Source organism: Peribacillus sp. ACCC06369, from assembly GCF_030348945.1.
Taxonomy (GTDB): domain Bacteria; phylum Bacillota; class Bacilli; order Bacillales; family DSM-1321; genus Peribacillus.
In genome coordinates, this window is record NZ_JAUCEN010000002.1 from 561,022 (window position 1) to 578,425 (window position 17,404).

Below are 17,404 nucleotides of genomic sequence, written 5' to 3' on the forward strand. Positions count from 1 at the left end.
TTAATCCACTTCCTTTATTTTTGCGAAATGGGCAATTTTATCTCTTAATTCATACGCCTCTTTCTTCGGGATGGCGGGAATGTCATGAGAGTTTCCCATTGTTCCGATACTTAGTGAATAAAGGTTATATTTTCTTAAAAACGGGCCTTGGTTCAATTTGACGGACTGAACCTTCGTCATCGGAATGAGTTCATGCGTTTCACTCCAGGCTCCACGTTTTGTTTGAATGAATTCTTCGTTCACGTCGTAACGCCAATACTTTTGCAACAAGATCGGTTCAATGAAGATGGACCAGATTGCATGGAAAAAAGATAATGTGATAAGTCCGTATAAAATCCATCCAATCCATTCTGTCCAAGCGAAATGATCATCAACATATAATAGGATGCCAAGGACGGTGAGGATAATGAGATTGGTAATGGCTTCAGTCATCCGCCAAACTTTCACGGATTCTTTGGAAATTTTCTTCGTTGGTGGCTGTATCTTTGAATACATATATTCACTCCTTACTATGTCTTCATACTTATACGGATTATCAATCAAAAAAGTTCCCTGTAATCGTACATGTAAATGAATCATGAAGTTGGGATTGCCTAATGAATCCCATTGAATGGGGCCGAATAATCCTGCAGTTTCATGAGTATGTATAAATAGGGAGGTTCTAGTGGATCTTTTCTTTTTATATGACCGTAAAATGGACAAGATAGAAGTGGTGAGTTATGAGAGTGGGAGTGATAGGTTTGACATATAAAAGGAAGTTGAGTTTTATATTCTTCCTGTTTTTGATTTGTTTTTTTAATGGAGAATCGATGCAGGCAGCGAATGATGATGGAAACCTAGGACAGAAGATCCAACAAATATTGGACGATTCACCAGGATTGGCAGGGGCGTTAATGGGAATTTCCATCCGTTCAGCTAAAACAGGAGAAATGATTTATGAACGAGGGGCGCAAACAAGATTGCGGCCTGCTTCGAACCTTAAGCTTTTGACCGCAGCAGCAGCTTTAGAAACATTAGGGGAAGATCATGTTTTTCAAACCGAACTATACATAAATGGAGTGCAGGTTGGCCATGTTCTGCAGGGAGATGTGTACCTGAAGGGAAAAGGAGATCCCACATTATTGGAAAAGGATTTTGATGAGCTGGCAGCCTCGCTGAAGCAAAGGCGAGTTAAGCTCGTTCATGGAGATCTTATAGGTGATGATTCTTGGTATGATGATGTTCGTTATTCCCAAGACTTAGTTTGGAGCGATGAACAGGAATATTACGGAGCAGCTGTTTCAGCTTTAACCGCTTCCCCTAATGAGGACTACGATACCGGCACAATCATCGTGGAGGTAACACCCGGGGAAAAGCCTGGAAAAATGGCAACGGTGAAGCTGAAGCCGGAAACGGATTATGTGAAGGTCATCAACAAAACGAAAACGGAATCTGTAGACGGCAATAAGGAAATTGAAGTTGAACGGTCCCATGGCACAGATGTCATTACTGTGACGGGGACCATTCCCGAGCATGCCGGGGTGACCAAAGAGTGGATCTCGGTGAAAGATCCTACAGAATATGCCCTGAGCTTATTTAAAAAATCAATGAGGAAACATGGAATTAAAGTGTCGGGAGAAAGGAAAAAAGGGAAAACGCCAGTAGGGGCGGACTTGATCGCCACTCATCAGTCCATGCCGCTTTCACAACTGCTTATACCTTTCATGAAATTGAGCAATAACGGTCATGCCGAGGTTTTGGTGAAAGAAATGGGCAAAGAAGCAGAAGAGGAGGGAAGCTGGAAAGATGGTTTGAAGGTTGCTCGAAATCTGATGAATTGTATGGGTCTCGATATGCAAACGATCATAATGCGTGATGGGTCCGGCATTTCCCAAGTCAATATGGTTCCAGCGAATGAAATAACGAAGCTGCTATATGCCGTACAGGAAAAAACGTGGTTTCCTGCTTACTTGAATGCATTGCCAATTGCGGGAGATGAAAATCGGATGGTGGGCGGTACGCTAAGAAAAAGAATGAAAGGGACAAATGCAGCTGGAAATGTCCGTGCGAAAACAGGGACCATTTCAGGAACGAGCTCCTTATCAGGTTATGTGACGACCAAAAGAGGGGAAAAAATCATATTTTCGATCATTGTGAATAATTTTGTTGAAGAAAAAGGCATCACGGCAATCCAGGATAGGATAGCCGTAATGCTTGCAGAACAGGAAAACCTATTGGGGAGTGGCCTTTAGTATCCATTTGGAAAGGTATATTTGAAGTTCAGGAAAATCTGCGATGAACAGATCTGCATCAGCCAATTCATTTTCTTCGGCAAATCCGAATTGGCAGCCTACAGCCGTTAAGCCATTTTCCTTTGCTGCCTCGATGTCGGACTTTCGATCCCCAATCAGAATGGCGCTTTCAATTCGATAGTCTCTCAATAACATTTGCACCAAGTCGGTCTTCGATCCTTTCGAAGACCTTTCCACGCTATATATGTCGGTAATAAATTCATGTAACCCAAAATAAGAACAAATTTCTTCCAAGTAATTTTCTAGACCATTGCTAGCAATGAAAATGGAAATTCCAAGCTGTTTGATCGTTGACAAAGTCTCCATGACGAGAGGGAAAAGCGAACCTTTTCCTTCTTTGATTTCTTGTATCAAACACTCTAAAAAAAGTTGATCAGCTTGCCGGCGAATATGCGCGGGTTGCTTTGGTAACAGAGTTTCCCAAACGACTGTTAGTGGGACGCCCATAATCCTTTGGTACGTGGCAAGCGGGGTATTTCCTATCCAGCTCCCTTCTGATCGAAGGATCTCAAATGTTTTTTCAAGTGAAGAACCTAATATCTTGTTAGTTTGAAACAAGGTACCGTCCATATCGAAAATGGCGGCAAATTGGATGTTATTCAATACTTGCACCTTCTTCATAGTTTTTTTCATTTTATCCTCTCAAGGAAGGGATATAAGAGAGGACGATGAATAAGTAGTATAGGAGGAATGCTAATGACCTTTCCAACACTTAATGGACAGTATACGATTAAAAGTCTTATAACTGATGTTCTCGAAATTTCAAAAAAAACGATCTCCATATATAATGGCCATAGATGGTCGGGTGGGTCTGGAAAAGTACACTCGCCTCCCGTTTCCAAGCAGAATGTCGAGGTAGTGCGGTCATTCATATAGACGATTTTCATTTGCCATCATCGAAAAGGATCCAACTGCCCCCAGCCCAAAAACAGATTGGTGCGGTCTGTGATTGAGGACCGCTTTTTAACCAAATCATGAAACCGCTTACTGAGGGGAAAGAAGCAAGGTATCAAATGTATGAGTGAGAAACGGACTCTACGGCCAAATGGCATATGGTACCTGCTTGGGTCAATATTGAAGGAACGTATTCTATGCGTAAAGAAATGGAAGGGTCCCATGATTTCACAATTTGGGTGGAATGTCCCCGTGATACGTGGCCTTGAGAGGGATGGTGAAGATGCGCGTCAAATGTGGAAGGATAATATAACTGGATGGTTCATGAAGATTGCTATGTTGACGCACAAAGGCCTCAGGAAAGAGCGAATCTTGTGTTGACGGAACAAGCTGAATCAAGGGATATCTGGAAAGTCACTGTTAATTGTAAGGGTTTACCTGTAAAATTCATATTGAATTTTTAGATAAAGTTCTGGGGAACCGGAATCATGGGGGGAAACTATGTTTACTAATGAAGAACAAGCCGCAGTATATAAAGCCATTTATAACCGAAGGGATATCAGGAGTTTTTTGCCTAAGCCCATTTCAAAGGATGTACTCCGCAGAATTTTGGATGCTGCACATCATGCGCCGTCTGTAGGATTCATGCAACCTTGGAGTTTTATTGTAATTTCATCTCAGGAAACCAAGAACAGATTGGCATGGGCAGCGGATAAAGAAAGACGGGCACTCGCTATTCATTATGAAGGCGGTAAAGAAAATAAGTTTCTTAGTTTGAAAGTGGAAGGGTTAAAAGAAGCACCATACACAATTTGTGTAACATGTGACCCGACACGGGGAGGCTCCCATGTTTTGGGGAGGAACTCCATTCCGGAAACGGATATCCTATCCACAGCCTGTGCGATTCAAAATATGTGGCTGGCTGCCTGTGCGGAAGGATTGGCAATGGGATGGGTAAGCTTTTATAAGAAAAATGATATTCGTGATATTTTGGAAATTCCGCCGCATGTGGAACCCATTGCACTCATGTCGATTGGCTATACCGATCAATATCCGGATAAACCCATTCTTGAACTTGCCAATTGGGAAAAAAGAAGACCAATGGATGAACTTATTTTCGAGGATAAATGGGGTAATAAATAAAACTCGAATAATAAAGAATGACATTAGGATACTAAGTCCTCTTTCAGTGAATTGGGGGAGGACTTAAGACAACCGTTACACAGGTATTTGGAAAGTTTGAATTAATAAGTGTATGGAGCCCCTGGTTCAGGGGTTTTTTGTTTATGTGGCATTCACTAGACCTTTAACAGAATCAACGGAAGTATGGAAGATTCTTTTAAAATTCCCCATCTATCCATTTTAAAAGAATCTTCCAAATAAATGTATTTGAAAGAGTCATAGCTAGTTTTTTTGATTTTAATATCTGCGGCGTTTGGAAGATCCCGGTATACCTAGGACTTCACGGTATTTAGCAATGGTGCGGCGAGAAATTTTCGTCCCTTCATTTTCGAATATCTGACAAATTTTCTGATCTGAAAAAGGCTTTATCTTATCCTCATCGGCAATCAAGACCTTTATTTTTTCTTTGATGGTCGCCGTGGATTCGGTCGCTTGGCTGTTCACTCGGTTTAAGCCTCTAGTAAAGAAGTTCTTTAATTTAAATAGGCCATGCGGTGTCTGAATATATTTATTGCTTGTCGCCCTGCTGATTGTTGATTCATGAAGTTGGAGTTTTTCCGAAATGTCTTTCAGTGTCATAGGTTTTAAACCAGCGATTCCCTTCATGAAAAATTCTTGTTGCTCCTCCACTATTGTAGCTGTCACTTTGTAAAGTGTCATTTGTCTTTGTTCAAGCCCCTTTAATAGTAATTGGGCATCATTTATGTGACCTTTGACATAATCTTTTACCTTATTACCAGGATTCATAGCGAGGTGGTTCTTATAGTAAGGATTGATGGAAAGTTTAGGTGTGTAGCTGTCATTGACCGTTATCAGGAACCCTTCTTTTTCTTTTTCCACATATACGTCCGGAACGATGTAATGAGTCATATCTTTGGAAAAGTGACTGACGGGACGAGGGTTTAACGTCCGGATGAAATCAGAGGCCTCTTGTACTTCCTGAACGGTCACGTTGTAAAGGCCCGCAATTTTTCTGTAGCGTTTTTCTGCTAAATCCGTTATGTGCTTTTTAACGATCTTATACGCCAATTCATTGTAATCGTCATGCTCACGCAGCTGAATGAGTAAACAATCGGTCAGATCTTTAGCCCCGACTCCAATGGGGTCAAGGGATTGCAATACTTGAATCATATCTTCTATTTCTTCCACGGACACGGAAAAATGCGAGGCTGTCCAATTTCCATCCAATTCAAGGTATCCATATTCATTTAAATTCCCAATTAAAAATTGGAGAATCTTCCTTTCGATGGATCTCAATGACCTTAACATACTCATTTGTTCCAATAAGTGGTTTTCCAGTGTTTCTGTGTTGACGGAATAATTATTGATCGGGTTGTAATCATTTTCTCCGTTGAAACTTTTAGAGGAAGATCCCCGTAACTGAGAATTAATTTTATGTGTACGAATGAAAGATTCAGAGGATCCGGGGGGCTCTTTAAATGTTTCGCTTATTTCGAGTACGGGATTTTCGTTTGCCTGTCGATGTAGGAAATCTATTAGTTCATAGGTGGAATATTGAAGGATATTGATCGATTGCTGTAATTCAGGGGTTAATGATAATTTCATGGTTTGTTTTTGGAGCAGTTCAAAACCTGCCTGCATATATATCAACTTCTTTCGTTTAGATTAACCTAGCGGCAAAAAAAGAATGAAAAGTATTAACACGATAATAATACAAATCTTCCGAAAATTCAATATATTATGTAAGGTTATGTAACATCTGTTGGAGAATGACGGTGGAATTCAACATACTGCCTGTAAATTAGTACTCTTCTAAATGAATGGGGGGCTAGTGATTTGAATATGAATCGAGTGATTTATATATGAATCAATATTCACTCGTATTGATTTGATTATGAATCATTTTAACTTGAATACCTTTAATATAAGGCTCATATAATTTGGCATGCATCTTGCTATATCTATAAATATATATAAATAAAATAGTTTAGCAAAAAAATACATTACATGAGAAGGGTGTTTTTTACATGATTAAAGAGGAGACGGGTATTCAGGAATTAATCGATTTGGATAAAAAGCATTTTATTCATCCTACTACTGCAATCGAACAACAGCAGACAGATGGTCCAAGTTTCATTTTTACTGAAGGTAAGGGAATATATCTTACGGATGTCAAGGGCAGGACTGTCATTGATGGCATGGCTTCACTTTGGAATGTGAATATTGGACATGGACAAGAAGAGTTGGCTGATGTGGCGAAGGAACAAATGGCGAAGTTAGCTTTCACCTCTAGTTTCGCCACTTTCAGCAATGAGCCGGCAATCCGGTTAGCGGCCAAAATCGCTTCCATCGCTCCTGGGGATTTGAATGCAGTTTTCTTCACTTCAGGTGGATCGGAGTCGAATGATACGGCCATCAAACTAGCTCGTCATTACTGGATTTTGAAAGGTCAGCCTAATCGACAAAAAATCATTTCCCGCTCGAAATCCTATCATGGGGTGGCAATGGGAGCTACAAGTGCGACTGGTCTGAAACCGTTCCGGGACTTCACGAATTCAACCGCACCGGATTTTTACCATGTGGAAGGTTCCTCCATTGAGGAGTTGCGTAAGGTCATTGTACAGGAAGGACCTGAAACGATTGCGGCATTTATGGCTGAACCGATTCAAGGAGCAGGTGGCGTGAACCTTCCTCCTGAAGGCTATTTTAAGGAAGTAAGGGAGATTTGTAATGAATACGGCATTTTAATGGTGACGGATGAAGTCATTACAGGTTTCGGTAGAACAGGGACTTATTTTGGAATTGAGCACTTTGGCGTTGTACCGGATATGATGTGCTTTGCAAAAGGTGTTACGAGTGGATATGCACAGTTAGGCGGGGTCGTCCTGAATGATAAGATGCATCAAGATTTCATAGCCCTTTCAAAAGGCACGCTTTTACATGGCTACACATACAGTGGTCACCCTATGGCTTGTGCGGTTGCTTTGAAAAATATTGAAATAATTGAACGTGAAAACCTGATAGAAAACTCGAAACAGCGTGGTGAAGAGTTGCTTGCTGGCTTTAAGAAGCTTCAAAGCAAACACCCGATTGTTGGTGATGTTAGGGCACTTGGACTAATTGGGGGCATCTCCATCGTAAAGGACAAACAAACGGGGGAAGGCTTTGAGACACAGCTTGCTCCAAGATTGGTTGCTGAAGCCGCAAAGAATGGTTTGATTTGTCGGTCTGTTACGTTTGACCAAGATACACTGGTATTCGCACCGCCTTTAATCATTACTAAATCGGAAGTAGAAAGAATAATTGAAATCCTTGATAAGACATTTACTGCTGTAGAAAAAGAAATTTTATAAGAGGTGAAAAGGATGGTCATGACGGAAACGCTGAAGAAGAAATTATTCATTAATGGTAAATGGCAAGAAGCAGAAAAGTTCACGACACTAAAGTCTCCCTATAGCGGGGAAGTACTTGCGGAGATTCCTTCAGCAAGCCTGGAAGATGTCGAATCGGCGATAGAATCAGCCTATCAAGCTAGAAAAACAATGGCCGCTTTACCTAGCCATAAACGGGCTGCCATACTTGAAAAACTTGCGAGTCTTTTGGAAAGCCGAAAAGATGAAGCAGCTGAAATCATTGCTAAAGAGGCAGCGAAACCGATTAAAACGGCTATGGGGGAAGTAACCCGGACGATCGCCACTTATAAATTTGCAGCAGAGGAAGCAAAAAGGATTCATGGCGAAACATTGACGATGGATGCTACAGCTGACGGGGAAGGAAGGATTGGCTACACCGTCCGTGAGCCGATTGGAGTTGTGGGTGCGATTACGCCTTTTAATTTTCCGATGAACCTTGTTGCTCATAAAGTAGGGCCGGCCATTGCTGCAGGAAATACGCTTGTCTTGAAACCTGCGAGCCAAACACCGCTATCTTCGCTATTTCTTGCTGAGCTGTTAGCAGAAACGGATTTGCCGGCAGGTGCGTTTAATTTAGTTACCGGAAGCGGTTCGGTAATTGGTGATAAATTAGTCACTGATTCAAGGGTGAAGAGCATTTCATTCACTGGAAGTCCTGCTGTAGGAATCGGGATTCGTAATAAGGCAGGGTTAAAGAAAGTGAGTCTTGAACTTGGTTCAAATGCAGCTGTCATAGTGGATAAAGGAATAAATATCGATAAAATCATCAAGCGCTGTGTATCGGCGGCATTCGCTTTCCAAGGGCAGGTCTGTATTTCCTTACAGCGCGCATATGTTCATGAAGAGATATATGATGAGTTCGTCAAAAAATTCACTGAAGCAACGAAGGACTTGAAGCTTGGTGATTCCATGGATCCCGCAGTGGATATCTCGGCATTAATCAGCCCTGGCGATGTACAGCGAAGCCTGGACTGGATTGGTGAAGCTAAACAACACGGTGCTGTTGTTGCAGCGGGAGGTAAATCTGAAGGGAATATCCTGCATCCCACCGTGTTGCTGGAAGTGGATGCAGGGCTTAAGGTATCTTGTCAGGAAGTCTTTGCTCCCATTGTTTTGATCAATAAAGTTTCGTCCGTTGAGGAAGCGATTGATATGGTCAATGATTCCGAATTCGGATTGCAGGCCGGGATTTACACAGAAAATATCAATTTGGCACTTTCTGCCGCAGAAAAATTGGAAGTCGGCGGTGTTATCATTAATGATATCCCAACTTACCGTGTCGACAACATGCCATATGGCGGAATCAAAAAAAGCGGGACGGGTCGCGAAGGGTTAAAATATGCCATTGAAGAGATGACGGAAATGAAATTGGTCATTTTTAACCGAAATTAATGTATTAAGAGATGAGCAGCTGCTCATCTCTTTTTTTGAGCAGCTGATTTTACTATTTTTCTATGAATTTATAAAAGAGCTGTGGCGAAAGTTGTAAATGTTTTATGCAGAATTGAATAGGGAATTCATGATTGAATTTAAATGGTACAGGAAAGGGCAAGAAAATGTGATTTCCCTAATATTTCAGACTGGCATGAATCTTGCTCATATCTTATATAGGTAGATAACTTAAAACCGAGGAGGAATTTATATGCAGGAAACTTTACAAAATAACACGAAAAAAGAAGGAACGGGAGCACTGGACTTAAAGATGTACATCAATGGGGAATGGGTGAATTCGACTTCAGGTGAGAAGAGGGATGTATTGAATCCGGCCACGGGAGAAGTTATTGCTACAGCTGCAGAAGGCACACAGGAAGACGTGGATGCAGCTGTCGAGGCAGCGAAATATGCTTTCTATGAAGGTGGATGGTGGGGAACTCCGGCAGTGGAGCGAGCTCGCATTTTATTCAAAATTGCCGATAAAATAGAAGAAAAAGCTGAAGAACTTGCTGCGTTGGAAACATTGGATAATGGGAAGCCATTGCGTGAGGCTCGTTATGACATAGATGATTCAGCAGCCTGTTTTAGATATTATGCAGGATTGGCTACAAAACCGACAGGTCAGACTTATGAAGTTCCTGATGGTCAGCAAGCGATGGTCGTAAGGGAACCGATTGGTGTATGCGGGCAGATTGTTCCTTGGAATTTCCCTCTAATGATGTCAGCCTGGAAACTAGCCCCGGCACTGGCTGCAGGAAATTCCGTTGTGTTCAAACCATCGGAGGTTACTCCCGTGACAGCTGTCAAACTATTTGAAATCATGGATGAGGTCGGATTGCCTAAAGGTGTCGCAAACCTAGTGTTAGGAGCGGGGCCAATTGTCGGACAGGCGATTGCCGAACATGAAGAAATAGATAAAGTAGCCTTTACGGGAGGAACGGCCACAGGACGTAAGATCATGGAGGCTTCACTAGGTAACCTAAAGAAAGTGACATTGGAGCTAGGTGGGAAATCGCCTAATATCGTATTTGCGGACTCTGACTTCGAGACTGCAGTTGATTATGCTCTCTACGGGATTTTCTGTAATCAAGGACAAGTTTGTTCAGCGGGCTCCCGGTTACTTTTGGAGGAGTCCATTTACGATCAGTTCATTGCAAGCCTTACTGCTAAGGCGAAAAAGATCAAAGTAGGCTCAGGTTCCGATGAAAAAAGCCAAATGGGTCCTATCGTTTCAGAGGCCCATATGAACAAGATATTATCGTATATCCAAATTGGAAAAGAAGAAGGAGCCAAATTAATCGTCGGTGGAAACCGAATTAAAGAAGAAGGCTTGGATAAAGGTTACTTTGTCGAACCTACTATTTTTGTTGATACGACACCGGACATGCGGATTGTGCAGGAAGAAATTTTTGGACCGGTGCTTGTCGTTCAAAAGTTCAAGGATGAAGCGGAAGCTCTTCGACTTGCCAATGATACGAAATATGGTTTAGCGGGAGCGGTGTTCACGAATGATATCGCAAAAGCGTACCGTGTCATTAAAAAAGTACGTGCCGGCATCACGTGGATAAACTCATATCACCCGACTTATAATGAAGCTCCTTGGGGAGGATTCAAGCAAAGTGGAAATGGACGCGAACTGGGCACTTTCGGTTATGAGGCATATACGGAAGTAAAGCAAATCAATAACAACTTGGATATTCAGCCAACTGGTTGGTTTGATGAAGAGTAAATAGCTAGACGAAAAGGCTGTTCCTTGTGGAACAGCCTTTTTTATGTTGATATGCAAAAAAACGGAAATCGCCGATATAATCCGGAAATGGGACGATAAAATCTGGAAATCGCAGAAATAATTCCAGAATCGCCCATATAATCCGAGAATCGGCGAAATTACTCCAGAATCGCCGATATATTTATAGATTCGTGGACTTATGTTGGACTTTTTCAAGATCCACCCGTCCTGAAAAGAAAACGGCGCCATTGCCCATATCTGAGAGGCGATCTGGAGTAAGGGCATTGATGAGTTGTTTCGTTTCAGGTGCATTCTGCCACAAGCCTTGGCTGACAAGTACGCCGGGTAACACATTTTCACCGGGAGCGGCGGTAAGCAAGCATTCACCGCGGCCGTTCCAGATTTTAACCATATCTCCGGAAGCTATCCCTAACGTTTTGGCATCAGCTGCATTGATGTGCAGCTTAGGTTCCTTTTCCAAGGAGATATGTTTGGCATTATTTGAAAAGGTTGAATTCAAGAAGTTATGATTAGGTGCCGGTATGAATAAAAATGGCAGTTCGCTGTCTTTTATGATTGGTGTATATGTTGGTAGAGGCTGATATCCATCGCGCTTCATCCGTTCTGAATAAAGTTCGATTTTACCGCTTGGTGTCGGTAGCTTGCCTGGGAACATCCGGTGCATCTTGGCTTTGACAAATTGATTCCTTGAAAGGGAGTCATAGGTGATGCCTTCCAAATGCGGATTATCGGGAAAATCAAGCGCCTGCCGTATCATATCTTCTTCTGAATCTTTAAAAGCTTGTTCCTCAAAGCCCATTCCATCAGCTAAAAGTTTGAACAATTCAACATTCGATTTCGACTCGCCATATTTATCGACTACAGGTTTCTGTATTTGGACGTAATTATGCCAGTATGAATTATAAAAATCCTCCGTTTCATAAGATGATGTGGCAGGGAGGACGAGGTCAGCAAACATGGCCGTTTCGGTCAAGAATAGATCATGCACCACTGTGAATAGATCTTCCCGCATTAGACCTTCCTGCACCTTATTTGCATTCGGAGCGACAAGTGCTGGGTTGGAGCCGTATACAAACATGGAGCGAATCGGGTTTTCTTTTTCCAATAGAGCTTGACCGATTTGGTTCATATTAATGGTCCGAGTAGATTTATTGTGCAATAAATCAGGGCGTCTTAAGGCATTTGTATTAAAAGCCAGATATCCTGAATTCCCTTTGATGGCCCCGCCGCCTTCCGTCATCCATTGGCCGGTAAGTGCAGGCAGGCAGGCAATGGTGCGTACTGCCATGCCGCCATTATCATGGTGCTGCAGCCCATTGCCTATTCGGACGAATGATGGAGTGGTAGTGCCATACATCCTGGCTAATTCATATAAGTCACCCATTGGAACGCTGGTGATCGCGGAGACGGTTGCAGGGTCATATTGGCGGACGTGTTCGCGCAATTCAGCAGCACCCACTGTGTATTCATCAAGAAAAGGCTGATCGACTAGATTCTCGGCAAATAGAATATGCATTAAACCGAGGGCAAGGGCACTATCGGTACCAGGCAGAATCGGTATGAACCAATCTGCCCACTTACCGGTTTGGTTTTTATGTACGTCAATGACAACTACTTTGGCCCCGTTTTTTCGGGCTTGCTGTGCAAGCGTAACTTGGTGCATATTTGTGCTCACCGCATTAATGCCCCACATGATGAAAAGCTTTGTATGAATCGTTTCTTCAGGGTCGATGCCGAAAGAACCACCCATTGTATAGTTGTATCCGACTGAGCCGGCCGCGTTACAAATGGATCGCTCAAGCATGCTTGCACCGAGTTTGTGAAAAAAACGGCGATCCATGCCCTCTGCGCTTAGGTTACCCATGTTTCCATAAAAGCTGTAGGGAAGTATGCTTTCAGGGCCATGCATTTCGAGCAGATCATTCCATTTGAAAGTAATTGTGTCAATGGCCTCTTCCCAACTGATTGGAGCGAATTTCCCTTCTCCTTTCGGGCCGATGCGCTTTAATGGCTGCTTTAAGCGATTGGGGTCATATAGGCGGGCAGTCATGTTCCGGACCTTGTTGCAAATATTCCCTTTGGTGACTGGATGATCAGGGTCCCCCTGAACTTTAATGATTTTCCCGTCCTTTTTGTGCAGCAGTAGACCGCATTGATCAGGACAGTCAAGAGAGCAAACAGAGGGAAAGACTCCATCTGGCTGATTGATATAGGATTGCATGGGCGTATTCCTCCTAATAATTTAATCTAATAAAATGAATTTTCTTAATTATATTGAAAGTGAAATCGTTGATAGGTGCAAGAACTTCTTAACATATGTTTTTTTTTCTGATAAGCTTACAAGATGAAAATTAACCTATAAATAGGAGGATTCATTTTTGGAATATGGAATTATAATATCAATTGGAATATACATGGCAGGCATGCTGTTAATTGGTTATTTGGCCTATCGGAGAACGGCCAACTTAACGGATTACATGCTTGGCGGCCGGAACTTGGGCCCAGCTGTAACTGCATTGAGTGCAGGTGCTTCCGATATGAGCGGCTGGCTGTTGATGGGTCTTCCCGGTGCAATGTACATAAGCGGGTTAAGTGCTGGCTGGATTGTCATCGGCCTGTGTGCAGGATCTTATTTAAACTGGTTATTCGTGGCACCAAGACTTCGGACATATACGGAAGTGGCCGGCAATTCGATTACGATTCCCGACTTTTTGGGAAATCGGTTTAAAGATGGATCACGGATTTTGAAAGTTGTATCAGCATCGGTCATTTTAATCTTCTTCACCTTTTACACCTCTTCAGGTATGGTAGCAGGCGGTGAGCTTTTCCGCTCCGCTTTCAATTTGGATTACCGGTGGGGCATCTGGCTGACGGCGAGCGTTGTTATTCTTTACACATTATTTGGCGGATTCCTGGCTGTTAGCTGGACGGACTTCGTACAAGGTACGATTATGTTCATTGCCTTAATTCTAGTACCAGTTGTCACGATTGTAAATATTGGTGGCTGGGATCCTACCTTCAATGAAATAAAATCGATTAACCCGAATTTATTGCATGCTTTCGAAGGAACATCAACCATTGGCATCATATCTCTTCTGGCATGGGGACTTGGTTATTTCGGGCAGCCTCATATAATCGTTCGATTCATGGCGGTTTCATCTGTTAAGGAATTGAAAAGTGCACGGAGAATCGGTATGGGCTGGATGATTTTTGCTATCGTGGGAGCGATGTTCACCGGATTGGTAGGGATTGCTTATTTTAATCTGACAAGCAGTCCTTTAGGGGAAAAAAGTGCAGAGTCTGTCTTCATCATTTTAGCTAAAGAACTGTTTCCTTCTTTAATTACAGGCTTCTTGTTGGCGGCGATTTTGGCAGCGGTCATGAGTACGATTGCGTCTCAGCTGTTAGTTTCTGCAAGTGCCCTGACGGATGATTTCTATAAGCAGTTCATTCGGCCGAATGCATCGGATAAGGAATTAGTGCTAGTGGGCCGGTTTGGAGTTTTGGCAATTTCTGCCATCGCTCTCATTTTAGCTTTTAATCCAAGTGGTACGATCCTTAAATTGGTGGGTTATGCATGGGCCGGTTTTGGAGCGGCCTTCGGTCCGGTCATTTTGTTAAGCCTGTACTGGAAGCGAATGACGAAATGGGGAGCCCTGGCGGGAATGATTGTCGGTACCTCAACAGTAATCGTTTGGGAAATGATCGAAGAGTTAGCTGAAGTATACGAAATCATTCCTGGTTTCATCGCTGGAACAATAGCGGTCGTTGTTTTCAGCTTACTATCGGCCAAGCCTTCAAAAGTTATAGAAGAGGAATTCAATCAAGCCATCAAAAACCTCTCTTGATCATTTAACCCAGTTGTTTTTTAGATATAAACAATGAACGCCATAGATATGGTACAATATCCAAAGAGTCCTTATGTGGAAAACATGAGGGCTTTTTTTGAGTGATTTGGGAATAATAAACCAAAAAACATTACAAAGGATAAAACATGAACCAATCTCATAAAATTGCATGTAAAGTGGCTATTATATATATAATCATTGGGGTCTTATGGATTATCGTTACGGATTACATCTCTATGACACAGGCAAAGGCGGATGTTCAGATATATGCAATGTTTCAACATTCCAAAGGATGGATGTTCATTTTCATAACCGGGCTTTTCTTATACTTCATAATCAGGTATTGGACGGGGAAAATGTTGAGGTCCCAACAGGAATTCAATCTAAAGGATGAACAGTATCAGTCGCTGTTCAAGCATAACCCCGATTGTGTCCTTGAACTGAATCTTGAAGGAAATGTCGTTTCAATTAACCCGGAAGCTGAAAAGCTGTTAGGTCATCACAGTGACAATTTGAAAGGCAAGAATGCGAATCATCTCATCAACTGGAATGAAAAGGAAAAAGTATCTGTTTTCTTTATACAGTCCCTTCAAGGCGAAGCCGTAAAATTCGAAACGACCATCCAGAATAAGAGTGATGAAAAGCGGATAATCCGTGTAACCTTTCTACCGATCATCGTTCAAGCGGAAATGCTTGGAGTATATGCAATCGTAAGGGATATTACTGAATTGCGGCGCGAAGAGGAATTGATGGTCATGTCGGAAAAGCTATCTGTAATCGGACATCTGGCTGCTGCCGTCGCACATGAGATAAGAAATCCGCTGACATCTTTAAAAGGATTCGTACAATTAATGGACATGACACAGGAGGTCAACCCGCTGCATTCTGATATCATGTTGAAGGAAATTGACCGAATTAATATTATCTCAAGTGAACTGTTGGTTCTCGGAAAGAAACAGGATGTCGCATTCCGAAGGATAGATCTTGCCGACAGTTTACAACAGGTATTCACGTTGATGCAAGCAGAGACGAATTTGAATAATATCGAAATGGGGTTTAGGGTTAAAACCGCTGAACCGATTTATATTATGGCTGATTCAATTGAACTTAAACAGTTGATAATCAATGTTGTCAAGAATAGCATTGAAGCGATAGAGGATAATGGGAAAATTGATCTGTCGCTGCAAATCCTCGATGATCAAGCTGTAGTCAGCGTGAGTGATAATGGCATAGGAATGATGCCCGAGCGCCTTGAAAGGATTGGTGAGCCTTTTTATTCGACGAAGGAAAAGGGCACAGGGATCGGACTTGCAATTTGCCGGAAGGTCGTTCATCGCCTTGACGGGGAAATGCATTTTGAAAGTGAGATAAACAAAGGGACGACGGTTACAATTCGTATTCCGTTGGCTACTGGACAAGAATAAGTGGTACTATGAAAGATAGGAAAAGTTTTATATTAAAGGAGAACGATATGAGCGAATTACCTGCATTAGTGAACGATAGAAAACCATATATACAAGAGGTCTGGAAAAAGTCCGGATTCGGACAACTTACCCCGATTCAAACTAAAGCGATTCCCGTGATTGTTGAGGGAAAAGACATCATGGCTGAATCACCGACTGGAACCGGAAAAACTTTAGCTTATTTACTTCCAGTGTTAGAAAAGGTAGATCCTGAAAAAAAATCGCCGCAAGCTTTGATTTTGGCATCATCCCGAGAACTGGTCATGCAAATCAATGAAGAAATTCGCATTTGGTCAGAGGGAAGCGGCATAACGGGTGCAGCATTCATCGGCGGTGCTAATGTGAAAAGGCAGTTGGACAAACTGAAGAAGCATCCACAGGTAATTGCCGGAACACCGGGTAGGATTTATGAATTGATTGCCCAAAAGAAATTGAAGATGCATGAAGTTAAGACGATTGTACTTGATGAAGGTGACCAATTGATCACTCCAGAGCATATGGGTACGATCAATAATATTATCAAAACAACCCTTAAAGACAGGCAAATAATGGTATTCTCGGCAACTCTGCCAGAGGAAACTGAAAAAGCGGCCCGAGGATTCATGAATGAACCCGAAATGATAAAGGTCGATAAGCATGAAAAAATGGAATCGAAAGTGGATCATCTGTACTTTGTTGTAGAGAGACGGGAAAAATCCAAGATTCTTGAGAAAATCACAAGACTTAAAGATGTGAAGGCCCTTGCCTTCCTGAATGATATAGCAGAACTGAGCGTCTTACATGAAAAGCTGAGCTATAAAGGTGTTGAAATGGGCGTGCTTCACGGGGAATCCAATAAAGTCGACCGGGAGAAAGCGCTGCGCAAGCTTCGTTCCGGAAAATCCCCGATGTTGATAGCAACGGATGTAGCGGCTAGGGGGCTTGATATTAAAGGTCTTACTGCGGTCGTTCATATTGATATGGCTGATAACATCGATCAATATATCCATAGATCAGGGAGAACTGGGCGTGCAGGTGCAGACGGCACTGTTATTTCAATCGTAACGGAAAGAGAAGAGCGAGAGTTGAAAAAAATGGCTCGTGAACTGGAGATTCCATTAACAAGAGTAACCTTCTATGGTGGAAACATCGTAGTCGATGAATGATTTGGAAAAGGGATGGCCGTGGC

General features: G+C 42.4%; 13 protein-coding genes. 9 read left to right on the forward strand and 4 right to left on the reverse strand.

Annotated features, from left to right (window positions below):
• A complete protein-coding gene (locus QUF78_RS03465) occupies positions 1–495 on the reverse strand; it encodes a PH domain-containing protein (RefSeq protein WP_289318119.1) in 495 nt (164 codons plus the stop codon).
• Between the two features lie 314 nt (positions 496–809).
• Here QUF78_RS03465 and dacB point away from each other — a divergent pair, with 314 nt between their 5' ends.
• Positions 810–2,231, forward strand: coding sequence for a D-alanyl-D-alanine carboxypeptidase/D-alanyl-D-alanine endopeptidase (dacB, locus tag QUF78_RS03470; protein WP_483313876.1), 1,422 nt, complete (start codon positions 810–812; stop codon positions 2,229–2,231).
• On the opposite strand, the gene QUF78_RS03475 is transcribed toward dacB, so the two are convergent.
• A complete protein-coding gene (locus QUF78_RS03475; RefSeq protein ID WP_289323578.1) occupies positions 2,211–2,924 on the reverse strand; it encodes an HAD hydrolase-like protein in 714 nt (237 codons plus the stop codon). The two genes, dacB and QUF78_RS03475, sit on opposite strands and share 21 nt — an antisense overlap.
• A gap of 63 nt (positions 2,925–2,987) precedes the next feature.
• On the opposite strand from QUF78_RS03475, the gene QUF78_RS03480 reads away from it, so the two are divergent.
• Positions 2,988–3,167: a hypothetical protein gene (locus QUF78_RS03480; RefSeq protein WP_289323579.1), complete on the forward strand. Its 180-nt coding sequence runs from the start codon at positions 2,988–2,990 to the stop codon at positions 3,165–3,167.
• Positions 3,168–3,686: 519 nt separating this feature from the next.
• Positions 3,687–4,328: a 5,6-dimethylbenzimidazole synthase gene (gene bluB, locus QUF78_RS03485; RefSeq protein ID WP_289323580.1), complete on the forward strand. Its 642-nt coding sequence runs from the start codon at positions 3,687–3,689 to the stop codon at positions 4,326–4,328.
• Between the two features lie 276 nt (positions 4,329–4,604).
• Here the strand turns inward: bluB and rpoN are convergent, their stop codons facing one another.
• Positions 4,605–5,969: an RNA polymerase factor sigma-54 gene (rpoN, locus tag QUF78_RS03490; RefSeq protein ID WP_289323581.1), complete on the reverse strand. Its 1,365-nt coding sequence runs from the start codon at positions 5,967–5,969 to the stop codon at positions 4,605–4,607.
• 386 nt (positions 5,970–6,355) lie between these two features.
• On the opposite strand from rpoN, the gene QUF78_RS03495 reads away from it, so the two are divergent.
• The 3 genes from QUF78_RS03495 to QUF78_RS03505 all read left to right on the forward strand — a co-directional run bounded on the left by QUF78_RS03495 (position 6,356) and on the right by QUF78_RS03505 (position 10,904).
• Positions 6,356–7,681, forward strand: coding sequence for an aminotransferase family protein (locus tag QUF78_RS03495; RefSeq protein ID WP_289323582.1), 1,326 nt, complete (start codon positions 6,356–6,358; stop codon positions 7,679–7,681).
• 18 nt (positions 7,682–7,699) lie between these two features.
• The gene (locus QUF78_RS03500; RefSeq protein WP_375091137.1) at positions 7,700–9,133 is read left to right on the forward strand and encodes an aldehyde dehydrogenase family protein; all 1,434 of its coding nucleotides are present in this window, start codon (positions 7,700–7,702) and stop codon (positions 9,131–9,133) included.
• Positions 9,134–9,383: 250 nt separating this feature from the next.
• Positions 9,384–10,904 (forward strand): aldehyde dehydrogenase family protein, encoded by a 1,521-nt coding sequence (locus QUF78_RS03505; protein ID WP_289323584.1) that lies wholly within the window; start codon positions 9,384–9,386, stop codon positions 10,902–10,904.
• 181 nt (positions 10,905–11,085) lie between these two features.
• Here the strand turns inward: QUF78_RS03505 and QUF78_RS03510 are convergent, their stop codons facing one another.
• Positions 11,086–13,146: a molybdopterin oxidoreductase family protein gene (locus QUF78_RS03510; RefSeq protein ID WP_289323585.1), complete on the reverse strand. Its 2,061-nt coding sequence runs from the start codon at positions 13,144–13,146 to the stop codon at positions 11,086–11,088.
• 157 nt (positions 13,147–13,303) lie between these two features.
• On the opposite strand from QUF78_RS03510, the gene putP reads away from it, so the two are divergent.
• The 3 genes from putP to QUF78_RS03525 all read left to right on the forward strand — a co-directional run bounded on the left by putP (position 13,304) and on the right by QUF78_RS03525 (position 17,381).
• Entirely contained in the window at positions 13,304–14,773 is a 1,470-nt protein-coding gene (gene putP, locus QUF78_RS03515; protein WP_289318109.1) for a sodium/proline symporter PutP, read from the forward strand.
• A gap of 176 nt (positions 14,774–14,949) precedes the next feature.
• The gene (locus tag QUF78_RS03520; protein ID WP_289323586.1) at positions 14,950–16,197 is read left to right on the forward strand and encodes an ATP-binding protein; all 1,248 of its coding nucleotides are present in this window, start codon (positions 14,950–14,952) and stop codon (positions 16,195–16,197) included.
• A gap of 47 nt (positions 16,198–16,244) precedes the next feature.
• Complete coding sequence (locus QUF78_RS03525) at positions 16,245–17,381, forward strand: DEAD/DEAH box helicase (protein ID WP_289323587.1); 1,137 nt, start codon at positions 16,245–16,247, stop codon at positions 17,379–17,381.
• Positions 17,382–17,404: the final 23 nt, after the last annotated feature.